20 protein-coding genes and 1 pseudogene are annotated in these 23,066 nt (G+C 48.8%); 15 read left to right on the plus strand and 6 right to left on the minus strand.

Annotated features, from left to right (window positions below):
* The first annotated feature begins 245 nt into the window (after nt 1–245).
* The 6 genes from ACK5LI_RS05555 to ACK5LI_RS05580 are packed head-to-tail and all read left to right on the plus strand — an operon-like array spanning nt 246 to nt 5,278.
* Nucleotides 246–1,004 (plus strand): DUF3450 domain-containing protein, encoded by a 759-nt coding sequence (locus ACK5LI_RS05555; RefSeq protein ID WP_416947036.1) that lies wholly within the window; start codon nt 246–248, stop codon nt 1,002–1,004.
* Complete coding sequence (locus ACK5LI_RS05560) at nt 1,001–2,425, plus strand: MotA/TolQ/ExbB proton channel family protein (RefSeq protein WP_416947038.1); 1,425 nt, start codon at nt 1,001–1,003, stop codon at nt 2,423–2,425. The genes ACK5LI_RS05555 and ACK5LI_RS05560 overlap by 4 nt, the downstream gene beginning before the upstream one ends.
* A complete protein-coding gene (locus tag ACK5LI_RS05565; RefSeq protein ID WP_416947040.1) occupies nt 2,412–3,041 on the plus strand; it encodes a MotA/TolQ/ExbB proton channel family protein in 630 nt (209 codons plus the stop codon). Before ACK5LI_RS05560 ends, ACK5LI_RS05565 begins: the two co-directional genes overlap by 14 nt.
* Before the next feature lie 4 nt (nt 3,042–3,045).
* A complete protein-coding gene (locus ACK5LI_RS05570) occupies nt 3,046–3,456 on the plus strand; it encodes an ExbD/TolR family protein (RefSeq protein ID WP_416947042.1) in 411 nt (136 codons plus the stop codon).
* Entirely contained in the window at nt 3,456–4,115 is a 660-nt protein-coding gene (locus ACK5LI_RS05575; protein ID WP_416947044.1) for a TonB family protein, read from the plus strand. The genes ACK5LI_RS05570 and ACK5LI_RS05575 overlap by 1 nt, the downstream gene beginning before the upstream one ends.
* The gene (locus ACK5LI_RS05580) at nt 4,112–5,278 is read left to right on the plus strand and encodes a tetratricopeptide repeat protein (RefSeq protein WP_416947046.1); all 1,167 of its coding nucleotides are present in this window, start codon (nt 4,112–4,114) and stop codon (nt 5,276–5,278) included. Before ACK5LI_RS05575 ends, ACK5LI_RS05580 begins: the two co-directional genes overlap by 4 nt.
* 255 nt (nt 5,279–5,533) lie before the next feature.
* Here the strand turns inward: ACK5LI_RS05580 and ACK5LI_RS05585 are convergent.
* Nucleotides 5,534–5,722 (minus strand): annotated as a pseudogene (locus tag ACK5LI_RS05585) (integrase core domain-containing protein); the annotation flags it as partial.
* 878 nt (nt 5,723–6,600) lie between these two features.
* Between ACK5LI_RS05585 and ACK5LI_RS05590 the strand changes: the two are divergent.
* A complete protein-coding gene (locus tag ACK5LI_RS05590) occupies nt 6,601–7,596 on the plus strand; it encodes a TerC/Alx family metal homeostasis membrane protein (RefSeq protein ID WP_416947048.1) in 996 nt (331 codons plus the stop codon).
* A gap of 626 nt (nt 7,597–8,222) precedes the next feature.
* Nucleotides 8,223–9,965 carry a SulP family inorganic anion transporter gene (locus ACK5LI_RS05595; protein ID WP_416947050.1) on the plus strand — a complete coding sequence of 581 codons (1,743 nt, stop codon included), beginning with the start codon at nt 8,223–8,225 and terminating at the stop codon, nt 9,963–9,965.
* Nucleotides 9,966–10,108: 143 nt separating this feature from the next.
* Here the strand turns inward: ACK5LI_RS05595 and ACK5LI_RS05600 are convergent, their stop codons facing one another.
* Nucleotides 10,109–10,921, minus strand: coding sequence for a THxN family PEP-CTERM protein (locus tag ACK5LI_RS05600; RefSeq protein ID WP_416947052.1), 813 nt, complete (start codon nt 10,919–10,921; stop codon nt 10,109–10,111).
* Between the two features lie 590 nt (nt 10,922–11,511).
* Complete coding sequence (gene greA / locus ACK5LI_RS05605; RefSeq protein ID WP_416947054.1) at nt 11,512–12,003, minus strand: transcription elongation factor GreA; 492 nt, start codon at nt 12,001–12,003, stop codon at nt 11,512–11,514.
* Nucleotides 12,004–12,338: 335 nt separating this feature from the next.
* Between greA and ACK5LI_RS05610 the strand changes: the two genes are divergently transcribed.
* Entirely contained in the window at nt 12,339–13,634 is a 1,296-nt protein-coding gene (locus ACK5LI_RS05610) for a DUF401 family protein (RefSeq protein ID WP_416947056.1), read from the plus strand.
* Between the two features lie 80 nt (nt 13,635–13,714).
* On the opposite strand, the gene mtgA is transcribed toward ACK5LI_RS05610, so the two are convergent.
* Nucleotides 13,715–14,419: a monofunctional biosynthetic peptidoglycan transglycosylase gene (mtgA, locus tag ACK5LI_RS05615; RefSeq protein WP_416947058.1), complete on the minus strand. Its 705-nt coding sequence runs from the start codon at nt 14,417–14,419 to the stop codon at nt 13,715–13,717.
* A gap of 491 nt (nt 14,420–14,910) precedes the next feature.
* Here mtgA and ACK5LI_RS05620 point away from each other — a divergent pair, with 491 nt between their 5' ends.
* The 4 genes from ACK5LI_RS05620 to ACK5LI_RS05635 all read left to right on the plus strand — a co-directional run bounded on the left by ACK5LI_RS05620 (nt 14,911) and on the right by ACK5LI_RS05635 (nt 19,191).
* On the plus strand, nt 14,911–17,127 hold the full coding sequence (locus ACK5LI_RS05620; RefSeq protein ID WP_416947060.1) for a diguanylate cyclase: 2,217 nt from the start codon (nt 14,911–14,913) through the stop codon (nt 17,125–17,127).
* A gap of 101 nt (nt 17,128–17,228) precedes the next feature.
* Nucleotides 17,229–17,450: a TraR/DksA family transcriptional regulator gene (locus tag ACK5LI_RS05625; protein ID WP_416947062.1), complete on the plus strand. Its 222-nt coding sequence runs from the start codon at nt 17,229–17,231 to the stop codon at nt 17,448–17,450.
* 182 nt (nt 17,451–17,632) lie between these two features.
* Nucleotides 17,633–18,490 (plus strand): YitT family protein, encoded by an 858-nt coding sequence (locus ACK5LI_RS05630; RefSeq protein WP_416947064.1) that lies wholly within the window; start codon nt 17,633–17,635, stop codon nt 18,488–18,490.
* 29 nt (nt 18,491–18,519) lie between these two features.
* Nucleotides 18,520–19,191 carry a D-lyxose/D-mannose family sugar isomerase gene (locus ACK5LI_RS05635; protein WP_416947066.1) on the plus strand — a complete coding sequence of 224 codons (672 nt, stop codon included), beginning with the start codon at nt 18,520–18,522 and terminating at the stop codon, nt 19,189–19,191.
* A gap of 213 nt (nt 19,192–19,404) precedes the next feature.
* On the opposite strand, the gene ACK5LI_RS05640 is transcribed toward ACK5LI_RS05635, so the two are convergent.
* Nucleotides 19,405–20,310, minus strand: a complete 906-nt coding sequence (locus ACK5LI_RS05640) for a PfkB family carbohydrate kinase (protein WP_416947068.1) — start codon at nt 20,308–20,310, stop codon at nt 19,405–19,407.
* Between the two features lie 142 nt (nt 20,311–20,452).
* Here ACK5LI_RS05640 and ACK5LI_RS05645 point away from each other — a divergent pair, with 142 nt between their 5' ends.
* Complete coding sequence (locus ACK5LI_RS05645; protein ID WP_416947070.1) at nt 20,453–21,112, plus strand: HAD family hydrolase; 660 nt, start codon at nt 20,453–20,455, stop codon at nt 21,110–21,112.
* A gap of 86 nt (nt 21,113–21,198) precedes the next feature.
* Nucleotides 21,199–21,834, plus strand: a complete 636-nt coding sequence (locus ACK5LI_RS05650) for a nitroreductase family protein (RefSeq protein ID WP_416947072.1) — start codon at nt 21,199–21,201, stop codon at nt 21,832–21,834.
* Nucleotides 21,835–22,137: 303 nt separating this feature from the next.
* Here the strand turns inward: ACK5LI_RS05650 and metF are convergent, their stop codons facing one another.
* Nucleotides 22,138–23,013, minus strand: a complete 876-nt coding sequence (metF, locus tag ACK5LI_RS05655; RefSeq protein WP_416947074.1) for a methylenetetrahydrofolate reductase [NAD(P)H] — start codon at nt 23,011–23,013, stop codon at nt 22,138–22,140.
* Between the last annotated feature and the right edge of the window lie 53 nt (nt 23,014–23,066).

Raw genomic sequence — 23,066 nt, forward strand, 5'->3', positions numbered from 1 at the left:
ACCGGCAGCGGATAAACAAGAGTATCTTGGTCAACAAAGCGGAACTCCTTCTGAACTTCAGATTTGCCACTCAATTCAATGCCTCTCTGTTGATGCAACACATTGTCCATGCATTGATAACGAAATTCACAATCGGACAAAATTGCTCCTTACAGGAGTGGTGAGCTTGAGCGGGATGCTTCTATAGTTTCTATTTCGTGTTCAGAACATGGGGCCCGCTCAGGCGCCCCCTGCAAGGAGCAGACATGTTGAAAGCAGTCACGTTAAGCCTGTTCGCTTTGCTGTTGGTACCATCTACCGCAGCAACCGCTTCCTCGCCCGCCAAGGCAGTGCATGAGCAAGCCACCAAGGCCATTGCCGTTGAATCCGCGGCCCAACAAAAATATCAGCAATGGACGGACCAAAAGGAACACATTGCCGCAGATATCCGTGACATGAAAGCCATGGATTCATGGCTGGAGTTCCAGAACAAAAAATACACAAAGTACATCCAAAAACAGGAAGAAACCATCTCCGAACTGGAAAGGCGTAAGGAAGAAGCCCGGCGCATCAAAATGGAACTTGAACCTTATCTGGAAACCGTTGTCGACAGCCTGAGACAATTTGTAGCGTCTGACCTGCCTTTTCTTGCTGAAGAGCGTGCAAGGCGCCTTCAGTTTCTTCAGACATCCCTCGATGATTACCGGCTGGAACTGAGCGAAAAATTACGCAGAGTGTTTGAGGCTCTGTTGATAGAAATGGAATATGGACGCAACGTAGCCACCACTACTCAGGAATTGGACATCAACGGTGCGCCTACTCAGGTCACCATTTTCCGGCTGGGACGCACTGCGCTCTTCTATCAGACCACTGACAATACCCAAGCCGGCTATTGGGATCGCGCTTCCGGCTCATGGAAACCACTTAATGAGAGCTATTCCCGTACGCTGCATCGCGCCACAGAGATGGCAGCCCGCAAACGCGCTGTGGAACTGCTCGACTTACCAGTAGGAGCCGGACGATGAAACACGCATTCTTTACACTTTTCAGTTTTATAATTCTTACGAACGGGGTTCAGGCACAGAACTGGGACAAAGCAACTAACGACGTTAAAGTCATAGCGGAAAAGGCTAAGCAAAACGCAATCCAAACCACAGCCATTCTCGCAGAAGAAAAACGTACCCTCGGCAACGAAAAAGCTGCCCTGCAAGCCAGCATCAATCAGAAACAGATAAACTTTGAATCACTCAAGTTACAGTATGACAAACTGTTAGAGCACGAAAAAAAACTTAAAGAAGATCTGGCTGCCCAAGCTCATGAGCTCAAAACCATCGACGGCACAATCCGCACTTCTGCCAAGCAGGCCCGCGACTATTTTAATGAAATCCTTACCACACCGGAGTACCCGCAGCGCGCAACCGTACTTGAAGAGATCCTTCAGCCTGAAAAATTTCCGGGACTAAGCGGCATCCGCAACCTGCTAACCCTGTATCTGAATGAAATGACTGTTTCGGGCGAAATCACCCGCCGCACCGGAACATTCATTGGCACAGATGGATTAGATAAAACAGGAGAGCTGGTACGTATCGGCACTTTTACCGAGGCATATCGTCTGGAAGACGGAACCCTTGGCTTCTTGCGGCCTTCCAGCAACGGCGCCAAACTGGTGGCCGTGCAGGGAGCTCCGGGATGGTCTCTTTCCAAACTTATGAATGCATATTTCGACAAAGAAGGAATAGCCTTTCCGGTAGACATCTCCAACGGTGCAGCCTTCACTCGTCTGGCACAAGAACAAAAGAGTGTCTGGGACTGGCTTCGTGCAGGCGGCCTGCTGGTCTGGCCTATTATCCTTGTAGGATTTGTGGCCATGGGGCTGGTCGTGGAACGATTCTATGCCCTAAGTAAAATCCGAGGTAACTCGGATCGCAATATGGAAAAGATCTTGACCATGGTTTCAAAAGGAGAATGGGAACAGTGCCGCGACTTTTGCCGCCGCAAATCCCAGTTTCCCACCTGTCGTATCATCGGACACACCCTTAAGTATATTGGCAGCACCCGTGAGATCATTGAAAATGCCTTCCATGAAGGGCTACTCAAGGAACTACCTACTCTAGAGCGGTTCTTGCCGACACTAAATGTACTGGCATCTGTGGCACCGCTTCTCGGTCTGCTGGGTACAGTGACAGGCATGATCAACACCTTTCAGATTATTACGCTATACGGCACAGGTGATCCACGCATGATGTCGGGCGGTATTTCAGAGGCTTTGATCACCACTCAGCTCGGACTGGCCGTGGCTGTACCCATTATGATTCTTCATCATGTGTTAGAGCGCAGGGTGGACAAAATCATCGGCGACATGGAGGAAAAAGGAACCGGATTCGCCGTAGCCCTTATGAAAAAGGGGCAGGTAAAAAAACGGGAGGGGCTTGATGCAGCAGCATAACCTTGTAGAGCACATGGTAGAGTACTTTCAGGCCGGCGGAGAAATCATGATCCCGCTCATGGTACTTTCTATACTTATGTGGACTCTGTCCATCGTCAAAACCATCCGTTTTGTGCGCGAACGCAGAAAAGAAACTTCGCCGAGCCAATGCCTTAAGCTATTCCAGAGTAAACGTTGTATGTCTCAGACGGATATTGCCCAATGGCAATGGGATATCCTTTCCAATTACATAGATGAACGATGCGATGACCCCGAACTGAACCGAAACATGCTTGATGTTATCCGTGTAAAACAGGAATTCAAAGCCATGCGTTACATCGGCACCATCCTTATTCTGGCTGCCATTGCCCCGTTACTCGGGCTGCTTGGAACAGTGACAGGAATGATCACTACATTTGATGTCATTTCTCAATTTGGTACCGGTAACGCACGAGCTCTGGCATCAGGCATATCCGAAGCACTTGTTACCACCCAGAGTGGTCTTGTTGTGGCTGTTCCCGGCATGATCCTTGGCGGTTTACTTTTCCGTAGAGGGGAAAAGCTCAAAGCACGCATGGAGATTTTCTGCATCGGCCTGCAGGAGCAGACAGACAATACAATAATTTGCAAGGAATAAGGATATGAAAAACCTCCGTTACGCACGCGGTGCGCGAGCTCGCAGGAGCGAGCTCAACATGACGCCGCTCATCGATATGGTTTTCATCCTGCTTATTTTCTTCATCGTCACCACCAGCTTTGTGCGCGAGGCTGGAGTGGATGTACAGCGCCCTTCCGCCCAGACCGCCGAAGCTAAAGAAAAAGCGAATGTTATTCTAGGACTTACAGCTGAAGGGCAAATCTTCGTGGAAGGCAGACCTCTGGATATTCGCACGGTACGTGCCTACATGGAACGCTTTCTGGCGGAAACACCGGATGGCTCGGTGGTTATTGTAGCTGACAAAGAAAGCATGACCGGCGCGGCTGTTCAGGTGCTAGACCAGTGCCGCCTTGCAGGAGTGCAAAACATCAGCATTGCGGCAAGGAAAGAATAATGGCCCGCAAGGTAAAAGAATCAAGCGATTTTGTGGCCGCCAGTTTGACCGCAATCCTTGTGTCTGGGATTATCTATATCGGTGTGTTGCTTTTGAATGACGCAGAACAAGCCGGAGACTTCACCGTAGTGCAAGGAGCCATCCGCATTGCCCAACCCCATAAAGACAAGCCGACGGAACCACTCAAACGAAAAGAATTAAAAGAGGCCAAACCTCCAAAAAATCTGCCGAAAACATTTTCTTCCAAAGCACGCGCCGAAAACGTCAAGCCACGTATCAACATCAGCACGCCTAATTTCAGTGCAGACATGCACTCAGGCCTCAAAGACGGCATCGCCATGCCCACGGGCGACCTTGGCGGTATCGGCTTTAGCATGGATGAAGTGGACGAAGCACCGCAAGTCACGCGAAGAGTACCACCTGAGTACCCTTATGGAGCCAAACGCAACCATATTGAAGGTGAAGTTATCGTTCGTATGCTGGTTACCAGCCAAGGCAAACCAAGTAACCTTTCCATTCATTCAGCCACACCTTCAGGCGTATTTGAAACAGCAGCGCTCAATGCTGCCAACCGCTGGAAGTTCAGGCCCGGTTACTACAAAGGCCAAGCAGTGGACACTTGGGTCATAATCCCTTTCAACTTCGAGCTGACACAATGAAAAACTTACGCCTATTTATGACAACAGCGTTTGTTGTTCTTCTGCTAACTAGTGATGCGCTGGCCAAGCTTCCACCTGAAGGCCGTCAGGTGCTACACAGGGCCCAAATGCTTATAAACGACAAGCTGTATACTGATGCCGCGACTCTGATCACCGGATATATGAATACGACACAAGAAGCGATTCACGCGCAAGTTTACGTCATTCTGGGCAATGCTCTGTACCAGTCAGGAAACAAAAACAAAGCCATACTCATCTTTCAAAAAGGACTAAACGCGTACCCGGACAACGAGTTTCTGAGCTTGAACACCGCCATTACCATGCATGAACTACAACGCTATGCCGAAGCAGGCGGGATGTTCGAAAAGACCTATGTTTTACGAAAGACAGACAGGTCCGACCTACTCTATCAGGCTGGCTCCGCCTATTATCTGGGTGAAAAATATCTGGATTCTGCAAGAGTGTTACAACTACTCCTGAGTCAGTCTCCAAGGCCACATAAAGACTGGATTCGGTTGGCAATCCACGCACTGCTGGAAGCTGGTCAGTTAGCCAAAGCAAAAAAAATGGTCCTTAATTACCTTTCCGTCAGCCCTGAAGATGCCGAGTATTGGAAGCTACTGGCCAAGCTGCATCTGGAAAGTGAAGAATATCCAGAAGCAGCTGGAGCGTTAGAAGTCGGCTACAGCCTGTTTACTCCCTCACGTCAGGATTTGGAGCGTCTTGCCTCGTTGTATAAGTATCAACAGGCTCCACTCATGGCCGTCACCACCCTGCAACGTGCTTACGGAGCGTCTCCAGAGCATGAAGAGATGCTCACTATCGCGGCGCTGCTAGCTTCTGCCGGACGAATCCAACAAGCCATTGATTATCTGGACCGGCATTCGAGAGAAGGCTCCGCACAATTAAGCAAAGGAAAATTACTCTATCAATCCCGCCAGTTCGATAAATCGGAAGTCATATTTCGCAAAGAGCTTAACTCCGACAACGCTCCTGAAGCACATTTTTTTCTGGCCCTTTGCGCATGGGAACGAAAAGACTGGAAACAGGCCAAGCAAGAGTTGAACAAGATCATTGGCCTTAGGAAATATCAAAGCAAAATTGAAGGGTACGTAGGCGTGCTGAAAGATCTCGAACTGGCTAGGGAGGAAGCGCGTGAATAATTAACCATCATCACGTTGAAGTGCCCTAAAGATGACGTCATAAGGCGAGAGGCGAAAGGCGAGAGGCGAGAGGCGATTGTCCGCCCATGAAGAAAAGTACATGGGAAGACCAATTAAATATTCGAAAAGGATCAAGCTGCCCGCCGTTAAGCTCGTTACGGAGTTGGGATACTCGTGCCGCGAGGCAGGGGAACAGTTGGTGTGTAGTTCGTGGTCGGTAATCCCACCATTTTTAGGAGGCCTGAAAAGTAGAGGCTATGCAGCCATTCTCAGTTTTTGGGCAGGGGTAATTCCCCCGATTCCCATGTTAGGTCGTTCATTATTGTAGGTCCACAACCAGTTGGCGGCGTGGTCCTGTACTTCTTCACTGCTTGAGAACAGAAACTGCCCAAGCCAATCGGAGCGGACGGTCCGATTATACCGCTCCGCATAGGCGTCCTGTTGGGCGGCAATCCCCACACACCCTTGACATCAACAGGGTCAAAACGCTAGGTCAGGGATCAGAGGGCGAGCAATCCACCTTTCTCAAAAAGCAATAGATTTAAACCCATTACAGCATGAAAAATTGTGCCTTTATTCGAGTCTCGCCCTCGGTACCAGAATGAAGCAAGGCACTTACAGATCCAAACTGTAAGTGCCTTTTTCCGTTTTCAAAATAACAAATTATCATTCAACGACTGAGAATGATTACAGAAAAAAGTTTCACACACATCCTTCACAATACCAGTCACAATTAGTGTGCACAGGTACGCATCGCACACATCCCTACCTGCGTGACCTTACATCACCGTTGGTCTTTTTTTTGAAAAGTAAGAATGAGGCAGCATTCCAAGGCTAAGTTTTAGCCTTTCATCCCGCAAAAAAGCGTTTTGAATCTCTAAACATTAAGAACGGTGAGATCAACGTACTAGCGCCACGTCCCCACCTAACACATTGGGTTTTCTAACAGCTTATAACGCAACCTTTGGCGCCAGCGTAAATTACACACTGCCATAAAGCTCCTATGAACTACAATCCTTTGAGCACTCACGATGTTAAGTGCCATCAAAACTGCACGCTAATGCTTGTACGCTACTATGAATTCGTGTGAATCAATCAAATGTGCATTTTTTAGCACATTATGCAAAAAATAATCACATACTCTACTCAGTGAATAATAGCACCAAACGACACACCAAAAGTATCGCATCATTTAACTCAAAAACAACTTTAATATTCTTACATTTCACTTATCTATTGACAAAGTGCTGCAATAGTATTTTTGATCAGACAAGTTTGATGTCGCCATCATAACTTCTTCATAATGATAGTCCGGGGTATTCATGGAACATTTTGGCTTTCCTATAGAAGTGATTGCAATATTCTTTGGAACAATTGCTGTATCAATCTATCTGGATTTATTCGCTCACAGAAAAGCAAAAAGCATCTCTATTACGAGTGCTGCCAAGTGGTGTGCATTCTGGATTGTCATCGCCTTACTATTCTACGTATACTTATGGATACGTTTTGATAAATACTGGGCGGACATGTATCTTGCGGGATATTTGCTTGAAAAAAGCCTTTCAATAGACAACCTGGTAGTCTTCATTGCCATTTTTTCAAGCTTCGGGATTAACTCACACCTTCAGCATAGAATTTTGTACTGGGGCATTCTTGGCGCCTTGGCCTTCAGAGCCATTTTCGTTGTCATCGGCACTGGGCTTTTCTATGCAACACCGTGGGTTGGTTTTCTCTTTGCAGCGTTTGTTGCATGGAGTGGCGTACAGATGTTGCGAGACAAAAGCACCGGCGAAGAGATTGAAGATTACACCCATCACTGGAGCGTTAACTGTATCGGCAAATTAATGCCTGTTTACACGCGCCTCTTTGGTGAGCGTTTTTTTATGAAGCATGATGAAATCAAATCAGAGAGCGACTCTGCACCTGTCACACGCAAAGGATTATGGTATGCGACTCCGGCTTTTCTATGCCTCGTCGCCATTGAAGCTTCAGACCTTGCTTTCGCCTTTGACTCGGTACCGGCAGTCATCTCAGTCACGCAGGAGCCTCTGCTTGTCTATGCAGCAATGATATTTGCAATTCTCGGCCTGAGAACTTTGTACTTTGTCATTGCCGCGCTGACAGACTACCTTGTACACCTTAAGAAAGCTGTAGTCGCACTGCTCTTCTTTATCGCTGCAAAGATGACACTACAGTCGTGGAACCATGTATTCGGTGATACCGGCATCCACATTGATCCTCAGGTAAGCGTGTTGATTGTCATCGGAACACTGGCAATCGGAGTTTTAGCTTCATTCATTCTGCCAGCTAAAAAATAGTCGTACCCTCACAAACAAGCCTGCGGTGGAAAGCCTTTCGCTTTCCACCGCAGGCACTATCTTCTCACTTCTTTGCCATCCGCATAAGCCCGCCATCGACGTGAGCCATAAATTATCCTGAATAGAACTTGCAACTGCAGCATAAAACAAGCTCGACGTATGCTTTAACAAGGGTGTCTGCCCCTTAATGGCAGGCTCAGAAAAAAGCCTGGCAATATTTGTGATTATTATAGCGAAGAGGTAAGCCGGACGCGTTGCAACCTGCCGCAAACAAGTACGCTGGTTATATTCGTGCAATAAGTACAACGCATTTCGTAATAAAAATACGCGATAGCGTTGCACATCATACAGCACATCAGATTAATAAAATGCATTTTCACAATTACAACAAAGCAGCGTGTACAATCATGCGTGGCGCGGACTTCATAACTATCACTTAAACAGTACGATTACGCGCCACATCGACTTGTACAAAAAAGCACAAGCGCAAGTACAAAAAGCAACTACACTTTCATACTTGAACATCAAGACAAAAATCTTACAAACTCTATTGCCACAACAGTTTCCGAGGAGTATGCCTCCCTACTTGGCGCCATTACTGCGCTAAGAATATAGGAGGCCTCTTGATGTATTCTCAAAACACGGCCTCGGACAGGGAAGGGTTCCTGCCCAAGGCCATTTCCATTCTTCGCCACGGTTATTCCAAACAATCTTTTCTTCGCGATCTTTGCTCTGGAACAACAGTAGGCATTGTCGCCCTGCCTCTGGCCATGGCTTTTGCCATTGCTTCCGGAGCCACTCCTGAAAAAGGGCTGTTCACTGCCATTGTAGCAGGCTTCCTGATCTCCGCCCTTGGCGGAAGCCGTTACCAGATCGGCGGGCCAACCGGTGCTTTTGTCATTATCGTTTTCAACATCATTGCAAAGCACGGGTACGGCGGACTGCTGCTTACAACCATGATGGCAGGAGTAATATTACTGCTGTTCGGGATTCTGAGACTGGGCAAGCTGATCAGCTACATACCCTATCCTGTGACCACAGGCTTTACTGCGGGCATCGCGTTACTGATCTTTTCATCGCAGATGAATGACTTTCTGGGATTAAGCTTGCACTCAGTACCGCCAGATTTCATTGAAAAGTGGCAGACATATATTACGAACATCAACCATATCAATATCACAACGGCGACACTGGGTATACTGACGTTAGCCATTATTCTGGGGGTAAGGCGATACATTCCAAGGATACCTGCCCCTGTTATGGCTGTTGTGGCAATCTCCACTCTGGCATGGGCATGCAACTTGCCTGTCGAGACCATCGGCTCCCGCTTCGGCGGTATCCCCCAGCAATTACCGCAATTCGCCCTGCCGGAGTTCAGCCTTGAAAAAATGCAGTTACTGCTGCCTGATGCAATAACGGTGGCACTGCTGGCAGGCATCGAATCTCTGCTTTCGTGCGTAGTCGCAGACGGGATGACCGGCAGCCGCCACAACGCCAACACTGAACTTCTGGCTCAAGGCACAGCAAATATCGCTGCAGCATTTTTCGGCGGCATTCCCGCTACCGGTGCAATTGCGCGAACAGCAACAAACATACGTGCCGGAGCATACTCTCCCGTTTCCGGCATGATTCACGCTGTCGTATTAGTTCTTTTCGTGCTTTTTCTGGCACCAATTGCGGCATACATCCCGTTGGCTGCTCTTGCTGGAGTACTCGTTGTTGTTGCGTGGGACATGAGCGAAATTCACAAATTCATGCGCCTGCTGAAAGCACCCAAATCCGATGTTGCCGTCATGTGTATAACATTCGGACTGACGGTAATGGTCGATTTAACTATTGCCGTAAACGTGGGAGTTGTGCTCGCTTCCCTTCTTTTCATGCAACGCATGAGCACAGTAACCAGAATCAAAGAATCCGATCAGTGTGTCACTAACGTTTCGGGAACAACAACAGAACCTCTTACAAACATCCCAGCCGGTGTACGCATTTACGAAATTGACGGCCCCTTCTTTTTCGGAGTGGCGGACAGATTTAAAAGTGTTCTTGATATCATGGAAAAGGCACCGAAAGTATTCATTTTAAGAATGCGCAAGGTGCCCACCATTGATTCCACGGCCATTAACGCTCTCGAGTTACTGCACAACCGCTGCAAGGCTAATGGGACGGTGCTCATTCTTTCCGGCGTACGGCAAAGCCCTATGGCAGAATTGCACAGACTGGGCACATCAACAGTTATCGGGTCGGACAATATCCTTCCCGACATTACCGCCGCACTTGCGCGCGCCAGTGACATCATCGAAGGAAACCCGCCCAAGGAAACACCTCAACGTTCTTATCGCTCCGCTAAACCAGCAACATCCATGTCCTGATAGCGACACAAAAAAAGCGCTCCGCAATGTGGAGCGCTTTTTTTGTGCAAGTTCGGTAACTCGGTAAAGCCGAAAGGCGCAGCCGGACAATGGAAGGTTCGCAGGAGCCAAGCCGGCACTTGATGTAGTTAGCCCTTGCTGGCTTATGCCTTATTGCGCTTCGTGCGCGAGTACAACCCAAGTGCGACCAGCCCAAGCCCCATCAACCCCAACGTTGCAGGCTCAGGAGTGGGAGTAGGCACTGACTCTCGTACATGCGAGATGGTAAAGGAAGTATCAACAGATGTAGTAGCGTTTTCGGGCGTTACCCACCCATAGTACGTGACATCACGATCAAGGCCAAGCGCACTGATGTACGAATCATGTATTACGCCAAAGCTGCCGGTAAAGTTAAGCATATACCGTTCACCTTCGTACTCGAACCCTTCAGTGGTCACACCGGGGTTCGTAAGGATGAAAATATCGGCCATGTTATCTTTTCCGTTAGGAGTTTCATAAAATGCAAACTCAAGGGCTGTGGAAAGTCTTTTTTTCGGTCCCTCAAAAGGATCCTTTGCTTCCAGCTCCAGCATGGCCTTTACAGTGCCGGAAATAAGGCTATCACCGTAAATAGGGCGGTTTACATGTTTCATGGTCATGGCACCCGCTGCGGCTCCGCCGGTGAAGACAGTTCCAGATCTGTAGTCATCCCACGGCCGTTTGGCGTTCATGATCAACTGCAGCTTACTTTGCCCGTTCCGGCTGTCATCATCCCCCCATTTAAGGGTACGATAGCTGTCCTCTCCAACCCAAACCCAGCGCTTGGCTTCAAAGTCTTCGCCTTCACCGGTCAAGTTCCAGCCTGTAAATCCTGCAGCATATTTATAGTCCCAGGAATTAACTACAGCTGCAGATGCAACGGAAACGGCAAACGTCATCACCGCCGCCAGAGCGACAAAAAGTACACGAAATTTCATAAGCTGAATCCCCCCAGCTAGTTATAGAAAACATCAGATCTGATGTGCGAAGTGTTTTTGCAAGCAATATATATTCCACCAGAATTAATCATTAAAAAAATTAGTGCATTACACATATTACTAAAAACACAAAACACACAAAAAATGTAAATAAAATCGACACACCGCAAATCATTTGTGCTAGCACCCTGCATCAAATCAACTTTCCCGGACGTTCTTCTGGAAAAAGGCAAACCATAAACGAGTATTATCAGTTCTTAGTGAAGAGGAGAGCATGGCCCGCATCAGCCTGTCCGACGGCAGTATTTGATCATTGCCTTAAGCTTATCCGCTTTTCCCCTTCGCGTTGCAGAATCGCAAAAGCGGATAAGCTAAAGGCCGCATCTAACGACTGTCGATTTTTATTACAAATGTAATCGCGTTAAACACGCACACGCCAAATAACGCTTTATTATGTATTTCCCTTTATGGACAAAAGAAAAGCCCCGTCAAAGACGAGGCTCATGAGCTGACTAGCTGTCTGGTGTCACCGGATGCTTTCAGGCCGCCCGGTGGCGCCGACAGGAGCACATCCAGACTAGCCCGTAAATTTAATCGAGGGTGATGACGGGACCGTTGAAGTTGATGGAAACAATTTCGTAGTGAATTTTACCGCGCGGGGCATCAACTACGACTTCGTCACCTTCTTCTTTGCCAAGAACAGCTTTGGCAACAGGTGAAAGTACAGATATGCTGCCTTTTACGTAGTCAGTCTCATCAGGGCCGACAAGCGTATAGACACGCATTTCACCGGTATCAAGATCTTCAAGCTCTACAGTCGCACCGTAGGTTACGCGCTCTCCGCCCAGATTTCTCATATCGATAACGTTAAAACGGGGCATACGCGATTCGATGTTACTAATACGTGCTTCAAGCATGCCCTGCCGTTCGCGCGCGGCATCGTAGCCGGCGTTTTCGCTCAGGTCGCCTTCTTCGCGTGCTTCTTTAATCGCCTGAATAACTTCGGGACGCTCTTTCTTCAGCCGCTCCAAGTCTCTTTTTACCAGTTCAAAACCTTCAACTGAAATCGGGATCGTGCTCATTTTAGATTCCTTGACATTCCTCGGTATTTTTTTGCCAACGACAATAAGAAAAAACGCCACGCGGCCGTGCGGTCGCGAGGCTGTTCGACACTGTCCGAAACAGGTGTTGGCAAGTCGATTGGGTAGAACAGAGTTCTTCGCAGGTCAAGCCCTACGAACAAAATGTGTCCTCTAACGGTAAAACGTTTTTACTACTTACGCAAGGCTTTCATGATTGTTATAAGGCATATAACCATGTTATTGCCGTACTTCAACACGTCGCAGAATGAAACATCAGCCTTCTGTGCCAAACGTCGTATTAAGTGTATCATACATAACAACACAAGGATATACCATTGCCAGACATCCTTCACTTTCTGCCCGTTATAAAACTGGCAGCCGCTTTTATAATCATGCTTGCGGCCATACGGTGCCGGATAAATCTGGGCATTTCCATAATTGCAGGAGCAGCAACCATTGCCCTGTTTTTCGATCTGTCTCCTGAATTATGGGCTGGAACAGCCGTCTTTGCGCTCTCGCATCCGCAAACATTGATGCTCTCGGCCATTGTACTGCTTATTTTGCTTTTAAGTGATGTTCTTGAGAAAACCGGTCAGACCACACGTCTGATGCATGCGGTTTCCGGCCATCTTCGGAACCCGCGGCTTCGCCTTGTATTCTTTCCTGTTCTTATAGGTCTGTTGCCTATGCCCGGCGGCGCAGTGTTCTCCGCCCCCATGATCGGAGCAGTTGCCGAAAAAATGCAACTGAAGGACTCAACTCTTACTGCCCTCAACTACTGGTTCAGACACATTTGGGAAACATGGTGGCCCCTTTACCCGGGAATAATTCTTGCCGCGTCCATGTCCGGTGTGCCCATAGCAACAATCTGCCTGCTGGGATTGCCGGGGATGCTGGTTATGGTTGCCTGCGGCTGGTATTTTCTTCTCCGTCCTGCCGTACTCCCGTTGCCGGAAGAATTTTCCGACGGAAAGGACGCAATACCCGCCAACAGTCAATATTGTATGGAAAAAGAAGGCCTTCCTCTTCTGGTAGCCATTGCCGGTGCAGTCTTTTTAGAAACGGCGTTATCCCGCCTTATTCCCGCCATCCCTTTTGAAGTAGGAATCATAGTCGCGCTGGCAGCGGGTCTCATGACGGCAATGCTGCAGAACAAGGAAACCATTCATATATTAAAAAAAGCACTGCTGCGCAGACACTTGTGGCAGATGGTTCTTGTCATTGCATCCATTTTCATTTTCAAGGGGGTACTGGACGCTGCCGGAGTAGTAAAACAACTCGCCAAACTTGGTGACGACCAAGTAGCCTTAACGGCGAGCACCATAATTTTACCATTTTGCGTCGGCGCAGTTTCCGGCATCACCATGGCGTATGTCGGCGCAACCTTTCCGCTCATCATCTCGCTTGTAGCTCAGGCTGGCATGCAGGAATATCTTCCAGCGTACATTGTATTGGCTATTTTCTCCGGATTTACGGGCATAATGGCAACGCCGCTGCACATTTGCTTCGTGCTGACCTGCCAATACTTCAGATGCAGTCTGGGTTCTGCATGGCGTAAGATAGCTCCGGCATGCCTTGTTCTGTTCTGCTGCGGACTGGCATATCACAGCCTTTTGCTGCTCTCCTTATAGTTCCCCCTCAAAAAAACTGTCTTTCCCGCCTATCGTATCGGCGGGAAAGACAATCTGCCGGAAACGTTGCCTCCTGACCTCTAACGTTGAGCCCGCCGCAACATGCGACTTAAAAAAATATTGGCTCTGTTCGAAACATAACGGGAACCGGAGACAGGAGAGTATTTACGAGGGGCAGGCAGCACGGCAACTAGCCACGCTGCCTGTTCTGCAGTCAGGTCTGCCGGAGCTACTCCATAAAAATGCTTCGCAGCAGCGGCAATACCGTAAATTCCGTCACCCCACTCTATTACGTTCAGATATATTTCCAGAATGCGCCGTTTGCTTAATGCACTTTCAAGCCGGATAGCCAGCACAGCTTCTTTTATCTTACGACTTATGTCCTTATCCGGCGTAAGGTATAAATTTTTTGCAAGCTGCTGGGTAATTGAGCTGCCACCTGCGGCAAAGCGGCCTTCCTCAAGATTACGCAGAAACGCCACACGCATGCCTTCAAAGTCAAACCCTTCATGATTCCAAAAGTTATCGTCTTCAGAGATTGTAACAGCACGCACAAGCCATGGAGAAACAGATTTAAGAGACACCCAACGCAGCTTGGGCACCGACCGCCCGTCAATGGCAGCCCTGTGCTCCATATACGCTGTAGATGAAGGATTTTCAGAGGTGAGATCAGAAACATCCGGCCACACTACATAGCGGCCCACGTCAACAAGAAAAAACAATGCGGTTGCCAGTATAACGTACATAACGCCCTTCACCAGCAATCGTAGATTGCTCTGCCTCATCTCACCTCCTAACAAACCTGTTCAGACAACGACTTGCCATTTACCGGTATATAGCACGCTGCCACACAAAAAACAAAAAAGCCCCGGTTGAGGACGGGGCTTTTTCTATTGCGGCTGTGTGACCGGGATTTAGACACTCAGGCGCGCTTTCCAGTCTGGAGGAGGATTCCAGACTTGTCGAATGTGGAAATATCAACTCCATGGCTGCGGGGCAACGTCTTCAATAATCTGCAGGAAATTGCAGCGCCCCTCTATTCACCATGTGAACAACTTCAATATATGATAGACATTGCCTACAAAGCAACAAAAAAGAAAACATTCTAAACTTTTTTTTTCGATTAACCCTAAAAACTTTCAAAAATGAAAGTTAGATCATTATTTATAATAATCATAAAGTGATAATAAATCGCCGAAAAATATTCGCGTCCACCCGCCTGATGCGCTATACTCTCAAAAAGCCTGTAAAAGTTTTACCCCTCAAAGAAGTATCGATGAGAAAATACTTTTTCCCGCTTGCCATGGCCATTCTCAGCTTTTCGGCATTTATCGTTGCCATGGTCAGCATAGAATTCACTACCGCGTCAGAATACGCGGAACAATTCAACAAACAGCAAGTTCTGCAGGTGCGCGTTGTCACCAATGCCATCGAAGACCAGCTGAGCTTGATAAGCACCTCAACCCACACGTTGGCCGAGTACTCGCGCCTGGCCCTTCGATCCGGCGACAATAAGCAGGCTGCTGTTCTCAGCACCTACGTGGCAGAACATCCGAGCATCCTTGCATATGCAATCATGCAATCCCCTACCAAGGTAGACAGTGTTGACATGTCATCCTTGCCGGAGGCTGAAGAGGCAGCACTGATTGCCCGGAAATGGATTTCTGAAAACTGGGCACAAGCCAGTCAGAGCCTTTCTGATGACAGGCTGATTGCCCCTTTGCATATAACCGCAAAGCATCAGTTTGCAGGTTTACTGTATCCTTTTCCTCAAAACGGCCAGCTCAGGACCATGTCTGCCACCGTAGTTAATTTGACCGGCATGGCCAGACGATATCTTGCAGATCTTCAAAAGGGCAACAACGGGTCTGGCTTCATACTTACCGACGAAGGAACAATTCTGTTTGCGCCAGATGCAAAATACATCGGAAAGAATGTATTCAACGATGTTCAGCAGATTTCGAATGAACTCATGCACGTGTTCAGGGAAGTACTTGCTGCCCGCTCCGGCAGCGGAGTATTTGACTTTTCTAAGAATGACACATCCATGCCGGCAGAAATTCTGCTGGCATGGAATACTGTGGATTTTGGCGGCAGGCAGTTAAAAATCACACTGGCAGCTCCCGGTTCCGCTGTCACCGAAGCCATTCAGCAGCAAAATCGTTGGCGGTTTACCGTAAGCGTTTTGCTTATGGTGGGTATTGTTCTTGCTGTGGCATTGATCATCTACAGGCGCGGACTTGAACGTTCGCGCGAAAACGAAGAACGTTTCAGCCATGCCCTGACAGGCAACAAGGACGCCATCTGGGACTGGGACATTCCCGAAAACACGGTATTCTACTCATCCCGCTGGCAGCAGATGCTGGAACGGGGAAATACGCCTGTATACGGGCATCCAGAAGAATGGGCCCGTATAGTCCCGACGAAAGACTATGCACGGGTTCACAAGGCGATACAGAATCACCTTGACGGAATGACTGATGAATTCGAGTCTGAACACCGGATGCTGACGGCCAAAGGCAACATCATATGGGTTCTTGAGCGCGGGGCTGTTATCAAAAGAGACCATCAGGGCAAACCGTTGCGGATGGTAGGAACGACAACAGACATTACGCCTCGCATGCAAACGCAGGCAGAACGCGACATGCTTTTCAAAAACTCCATAGACATGCTTGCAACGACTGACTTCGACGGCAAGCTGCTGGAAGCAAACCCCGCCTGGCACAATACGCTCGGATGGGAGACTCGGGAATTAATCCTTCCCCCGCGGCTGAATATGATTCATCCCGAAGACGCTGAACTGACAGTTGATGCATTTAACGATATTTTTCAGGGGATTCCTGTTGTCGCACTGGAAAACAGATTTAAAACCAAAGACGGCAACTGGCTTTGGTTGTCGTGGAACATACTGCCCGACATGCAGGGACGTCATATTTTTATTACGGCCCGCGACGTAAGCAAACGTAAAGAGTATGAACACAAACTACGTACGCAGGCATTTACGGATGCGCTGACAGGGCTTTTTAACCGTCGCCATCTTTTTGCAGTAGGAAGCAGCGAGATTGCCAGAGCCAGACGTTTTTCCCGCCCTTTGAGCTGTGTCATGCTGGATATCGACCACTTCAAATCGATTAATGACACTTTCGGCCACGCGGCAGGCGACAAAGTGTTGCAGGTTATTTCTTCCACCATGCAGCAGGCCGTTCGCCCCAGCGACACCCTTGGCAGAATCGGGGGAGAAGAGTTTATCATACTTATGCCGGAAACTCAGGCCGAGCAGGCTGTGCATGCGGCAGAACGCCTTCGTGCAACCATTGAGGCTGAGCCGATTGAAATCGGCCCGGGCCAGCCAATGCAAACAGTTACAGTAAGCATTGGCGTGGCAGAGCTGGACCATCAATCAGGCACAATGGATTCTCTAACCCGCGCTGCTGATCAAGCCCTATATATTGCCAAAGAAAAAGGCAGAAACAGGGTTGAACTGAAAAAATAACCAGTACCGAAAACCACTTTTACCTTGACGTACGCGCCGTAATATGGTGCTAGGCTTTTTTTCAAAAACAATCCCTCTGTCAATTTGCCAAGGAGAACATAATGCCCGACATGTTTGATCAGGCCAGTGACCTGGAAACACGCGAGCGTGAAGCCGCCATTTCCATGGCCCGTAGCCGTCTTGCTTCCGGCCCCGGGCCGGAATGGATTGACGGAATACCGCATTGCCGCGAGTGTGGTGAAGAAATTCCTGCTGCACGCATCGAAGCTCTGCCAAACTGCAGCCTGTGCAAAGACTGTCAGGAAGAAATGGACGCCAGCTGACCTGATATCGGTGCATTGCTCCGTATCCCCTGTCAGTATGACGAAAAATCCGACTCTTCCTTGTCTGCTGGTGCACATTCGTGTAGCATCACCCTCAACTATATGCAGTTGCAAAGAGTTAGCAGGTACGAGACAGAACAAACGACATAATGCACACCTGTGCCAAACCATCCTGACAGGCTATGCGTAACAGAGATTTCTACTACTCAGTTGTGTGGAACCTGCTGCTAATAACAGCAGGTTCCTGCATTTTTGCAATTTCTCTCAAAGGGCTGGCGACTCCTCAGCAATTTGTACCTGGGGGGGTTTTCGGCTTTGCTTCTTTATTGTATTATCAGACAGGGTGGCTCGATCCGGGTACACTCAACCTCATTCTGAACATTCCCATTTTCATTTTCGGCTATCTGAAAATCAGCAAGCGGTTTGTACTATACAGTTTATATGCAACTGTGCTCACTTCGCTGCTGTATACCTTTGTCGACATTACTATCCCCATTCATAACCAGCTGTACGCGGCTGTTGCAGCCGGCGCCCTCAGCGGCTTCGGTGCGGGTATAATTCTGCGTTCTGTCGGTTCCGGTGGTGGAATGGATATTATAGCCATTTACCTGCTGCAAAAGTACAACATAGGCGTAGGTAAAACATCTTTCGGCTACAATCTGGTGCTTTACATGTTTACAGCAACCTACATGCTGCCGGACATTGTAGTTGCGTCCATCATCATGGTATTCATTACTGCCGCCACCATTGAGTACACGCTTTCACTTTTCAACCAGCGCAAAGTCGTGTTTATTATTTCGCAGGATACCGAAGGCATTGCAAAACGTATCATGTCCGAAATGCACAGGGGTGCCACAATCCTTAAAGGATACGGTGCTTACACCGGTGCTGAAAAAAACGTGCTGATGAGCGTTATAAACAACATTCAGCTTAAAAAACTGGAAGAAATAGTGTTTACCACTGACCCAGGAGCCCTCTTTATTGTAGAAAATACGTTTTCTGTACTGGGAACAGGCTTCGGGCAAAGAAAACGCTATTAACGCCCCGCCACACCGCATGGAGTAACATCATGAAGCGCAGTGAGATTAATGCACTGATTCAGGACACTAAAGACTTTTTTGACGCGTTAGGCTTTCGTCTGCCTAAATGGGCCTACTGGAAGCCTGAAGACTGGAAAGGAAAAGGCGACCTTGAAATAGTGCACAACATGCTGGGCTGGGATATTACCGACTATGGAGGCGGCGATTTTGAAAAAAAAGGGCTAATCCTCTTTACCATCCGCAATGGTAATCAAAATACGCAGCACCCGAAAACCTATGCAGAAAAGATCATGGTTGTGCGTGAGGGACAAATCTGTCCCATGCATTTTCACTGGTCGAAAACAGAAGATATTATCAATCGCGGCGGCGGAAATCTGGTTATAGAGCTATACAATTCCGACGAAAACGAACAGCTTGCGGAGTCTCCTGTCACTGTACTCATAGACGGTATTCCGCAGACCGTCCCCGCTGGTGGAACCGTTATTCTGGAGCCGGGCGAGTCGATATTTCTTTCACAGGGCATGTATCACCGGTTCTACGGGCAGCAAGGACGTGGAAAGGTTCTTGTCGGAGAAGTCAGTTCTGTAAATGATGACAACACAGACAACCGGTTCCATAACGTCATGCCCCGCTTCCCGAAGATTGAAGAAGATGTGCCCCCGCTGCACCTGCTGGTAACTGACTATGCCAACTGGGTGTAGCCTCTTTGCATAAAAGCTGAAAGCCGCCTCGTACGAAGCGGCTTTTTTTATAGACAACAACCTTGACGTGAATGACGGGACACAGCAAGCACATCGTCTGAGGTCTGCCTCGTCAGTGACAGCGCACAATAATAAATCGTTTTCGCGGCAACTCTGCCTCACTGCCGGAGACGGCTTGATACAAACCTGCGTGCGGTTCAAACAAGACAGCTGTTAACGCGGCAACAACCGCAGTTCATCAGGCAAGCGCGGCATAGCACCCCGCTTGGTACATACATAGGCGGCAACCTTTGCAGCATGCTCGTGCACCAGCCCTACAGGCATATCACATAGCAACCCCAACGCCAAAGCAGCGGTAAAAGAATCACCGGCTCCGATAGTATCCGCCACGTCCAGAATGTCACCTTTACGCTCGAAACATTGATCCGGTGTCATTACAACACTGCCGTTTGCACCGCATGTTAACGCAGCTACTCCAAGGTCAAACTGCGTAACAAACCGCGACAGCACTTCACGCCGCGCATCTGCAGTTAAAGGCGCATCTGCTACGCCAAGCATCGGCGCAAGAATAAGCAGCTCTTCGTCATTCACTTTAAAAACATCTGCTAGCTGAAGTGAAGAGTAGAGCACTTCACGAGTGTAAAACTGTTGCCGCAGGTTGCAATCAAACACGCGTAACGTATCTGGGGCCACCTGAAGCAGAAAATTCTGCACGGCGTGACGGCTTTGTTCAGACCGCTGACAAAGCGACCCGAAGCAGACACAGGCTGCCCGACGCGGTAAGGGGTCATCGTCCGGCACAGGGGGAATAAAATCCCACGCCACCTCATCAGGAAAAATATAACTGGCAGAACCATCAGCAGCCATCACCACCTCTACCCTGCCAGTCTGATGGACGGCATCAACGCTTATGCGCGAAACATCCAGCCCCCGCTTCTGCAGCAGAGCAACAGCTTCGCGCCCGAGCGCATCGTCTCCCACCTGAGAGACGACAAAGCCCAAGCCTCCCAACGTTTGAAAATGATATGCAAAATTCGCAGGAGCACCGCCCAGTATATGTTCGTCAGGCAGCATATCCCACAGAACCTCTCCCAGCCCGACCCCAACGGGTTTTTGCATATTTTTCTCCCTGGATATGAATGCGTCATAAAAAATACAACGTACATTTAAGGCAACACTTGCGACAAAAGCAGAATATGCGATAGATTAACTATCTTCAACAAAACCTTCTACCACCATCGTCGATAGCCGGGGAAAACGTATGCCTGATGCAGTCATTTTTGATATGGATGGCGTTCTCATAGATTCTGAACCTATGCACAACAAGATACAAGCAGCCATGGCTATGGAACTAGGGATTAAGATTACAACGGAAGAGTCAAAACGCTTCACAGGCATGTCCACCGTGTCCATCTGGCAACAGCTCTGCTCCAAACACAGCCTGAGCCTCCGGCCTGAACAGCTCGCAGCAGAGCAAGGCAAACGCTACCTTGATCTGGCTCTGGCTTCTGCGAAGCCTCAGGAAGGGATACTGCCGCTGCTGGACTACTTCAGCGAATCAGGAGTCCCGCTTGCTGTCGCGTCTTCCGGTAAACGCGAAATAGTCGAAGCAGTATTAAATCAACTTCAAATAACAGAATATTTTTCGGCAGTTGTCAGCAGTGATGATTGTGCACGCAGCAAACCGTGGCCTGACATTTTTTTAAGGGCAGCCCAGTTATTGAATACGTTGCCGGCAGATTGCCTTGTAATAGAAGATGCAGCTAACGGAGTTGCCGCGGCGCGCGCCGCCGGAATGCGCTGCATCGGGCTATCTACTCCCCACGGAGTTCAGCAGGACCTGAGTGCCGCAGACTGCGTTGCAACATCGGTTGCCGATATTAAAAGCATAATTACCAATCATTGCTTCCGTTGCGGGTAGCGCTTGCAGGTTGCCAAAAAATACATTTACAACTGTAGCCTAGATTTTTCACCACTAACCCACTGAAAATAAAAAGGAGGTTCAGAATGAGCTTTACGGATATTCTTGCAAAACGTCGTGCCGTAAACTTTTTTGACCATGAAAAGGAAGTCTCAGACGCTGAAATCCGTTCGATTATTGAAAAAGCAGCACTGACTCCTTCCAGCTTTAATTTGCAACCGTGGAACGTAATGATTCTGCGAGATTCTGCAGACAAAGACAAACTGCGCAAACTGGCAATGAATCAGCCTAAGGTGACAGAAGCACCCGTGGTGCTCATTGTTCTGGCAGACAGAAACGGCTGGCAGGAAGGGCACCCGACACTGGAGCAGAACTTCAAACAGATGGTGGCTGCCGGAGATATGAAACCAGAACAACACGACTGGTTTGTCGGCGCCTGTCAGGGGCTATACGGTAAAGATGAAGCCACCCAGCAGGCTTTTGCCGTAAAAAACACAGGCTTCTTTGCCATGTCATTGATGTATGCGGCAGCTGACGCCGGCCTCGACACTCACCCGATGGATGGATTTGACCACGACGGCGTCCGCGAGGCATTCAATATCCCCGAGAGGTTCTGGATTCCGCTGCTTCTTTGCGTCGGTCATTTTGACCAGACTAAAAAGCTTGCCCCCGGCAAATGGCGCAAGAAGTATGAAGACATTGTTGTCTGCTTCGGCGATTAACCCTGCTCATATCAATATCATCCAAGGCGGCTTCGTGCCGCCTTTCTTTGTTTTGCCTTGCTGGCTCGGTGCCGCTTGCGTACTTCAGAAAGCAACCCGCCCCGCCGCTGGATGCAATTAACTACTCGGCAAACAGGTGCGTACGGCATGTACATGTACTGTCCGTATCGGCTTCATCCGTGCTGCATTTATTCACCACCTGATGCTTTCCGAAAAACGCACTCAACATAAAAGCCCCTGCGTCATGTGACACAGGGGCTTTCGAGGCAGGTATGCCGTTGATAAAATTACGTCTGAAGCGGCCTACAGAGGGCCAGCCTGATCAGCAATCTGCAAGCAGGTTTCGGCCTGATTCAGTGTGTACAGATGAATACCGGGCGCTCCGCCGTCAATAAGTCTGCGCACCATCTGAGCAGCAAACTTGATGCCCAGTTCCTTTACTGCCTCTGCTCCGCCCTTTTCGTTCGCGGCATCCAGTTCCAGATAGAACCTGCCGGGTATGTTTGCACCGCAAAGCGAAAGAATACGGCGTACGGATTCCAGCGACTGAATAGGCAGAATACCGGGAAGCACCGGCTTAGTTACGCCCATTGCACGAAGCTGCTCTACAAAGTGGAAATATTCGCGCACATCAAACAGTAGCTGGCTAACGATAAAATCACTGCCTGCATCCAGCTTATGCTTTGTCCATTTCAGATCGTCCGCAAAGCTGGGCGATTCAGGGTGCGCAGTAGGATAACCGGCAACGCCCACGCACATATCGGGAAATTCTGCATTAACAAACTGTACAAGGTCAGAAGCATAGCGGAACTCGCCATCATCCCAGCTGAAGGAATCATCGGCCGGAGCATCGCCTCGCAGTGCAAGCACATTATCTACGCCGATCTCATGCAGTTTGCCCACAAAATCGCGGATTTTTTCCTGAGTCGCACCCACGCAGGTCAGGTGCGGCATAGGCTCAAGCCCAATATCCTGCTTGAAGCGACGGGTTATTTCAAAGGTATTGTCCTGCGTACCGCCACCGGCACCGTACGTTACAGAACAAAACAGCGGATCCAGAGCCATCAGGCGCCCGACGTTGGTAAAAAACTTGGGCCACATTTCAGGATTCTTAGGAGGAAAAAACTCCAACGAATAGAACGGGCCATCGTGCTTTGCTATCAAGTCTTTGATTTTCACGTCAGTATCCTTTTGCCGGCTTCGGATGCCGTTTTCATTTGGTTATGATGCGA

Source organism: Oleidesulfovibrio sp. (assembly GCF_047973035.1).
GTDB lineage: Bacteria > Desulfobacterota > Desulfovibrionia > Desulfovibrionales > Desulfovibrionaceae > Oleidesulfovibrio.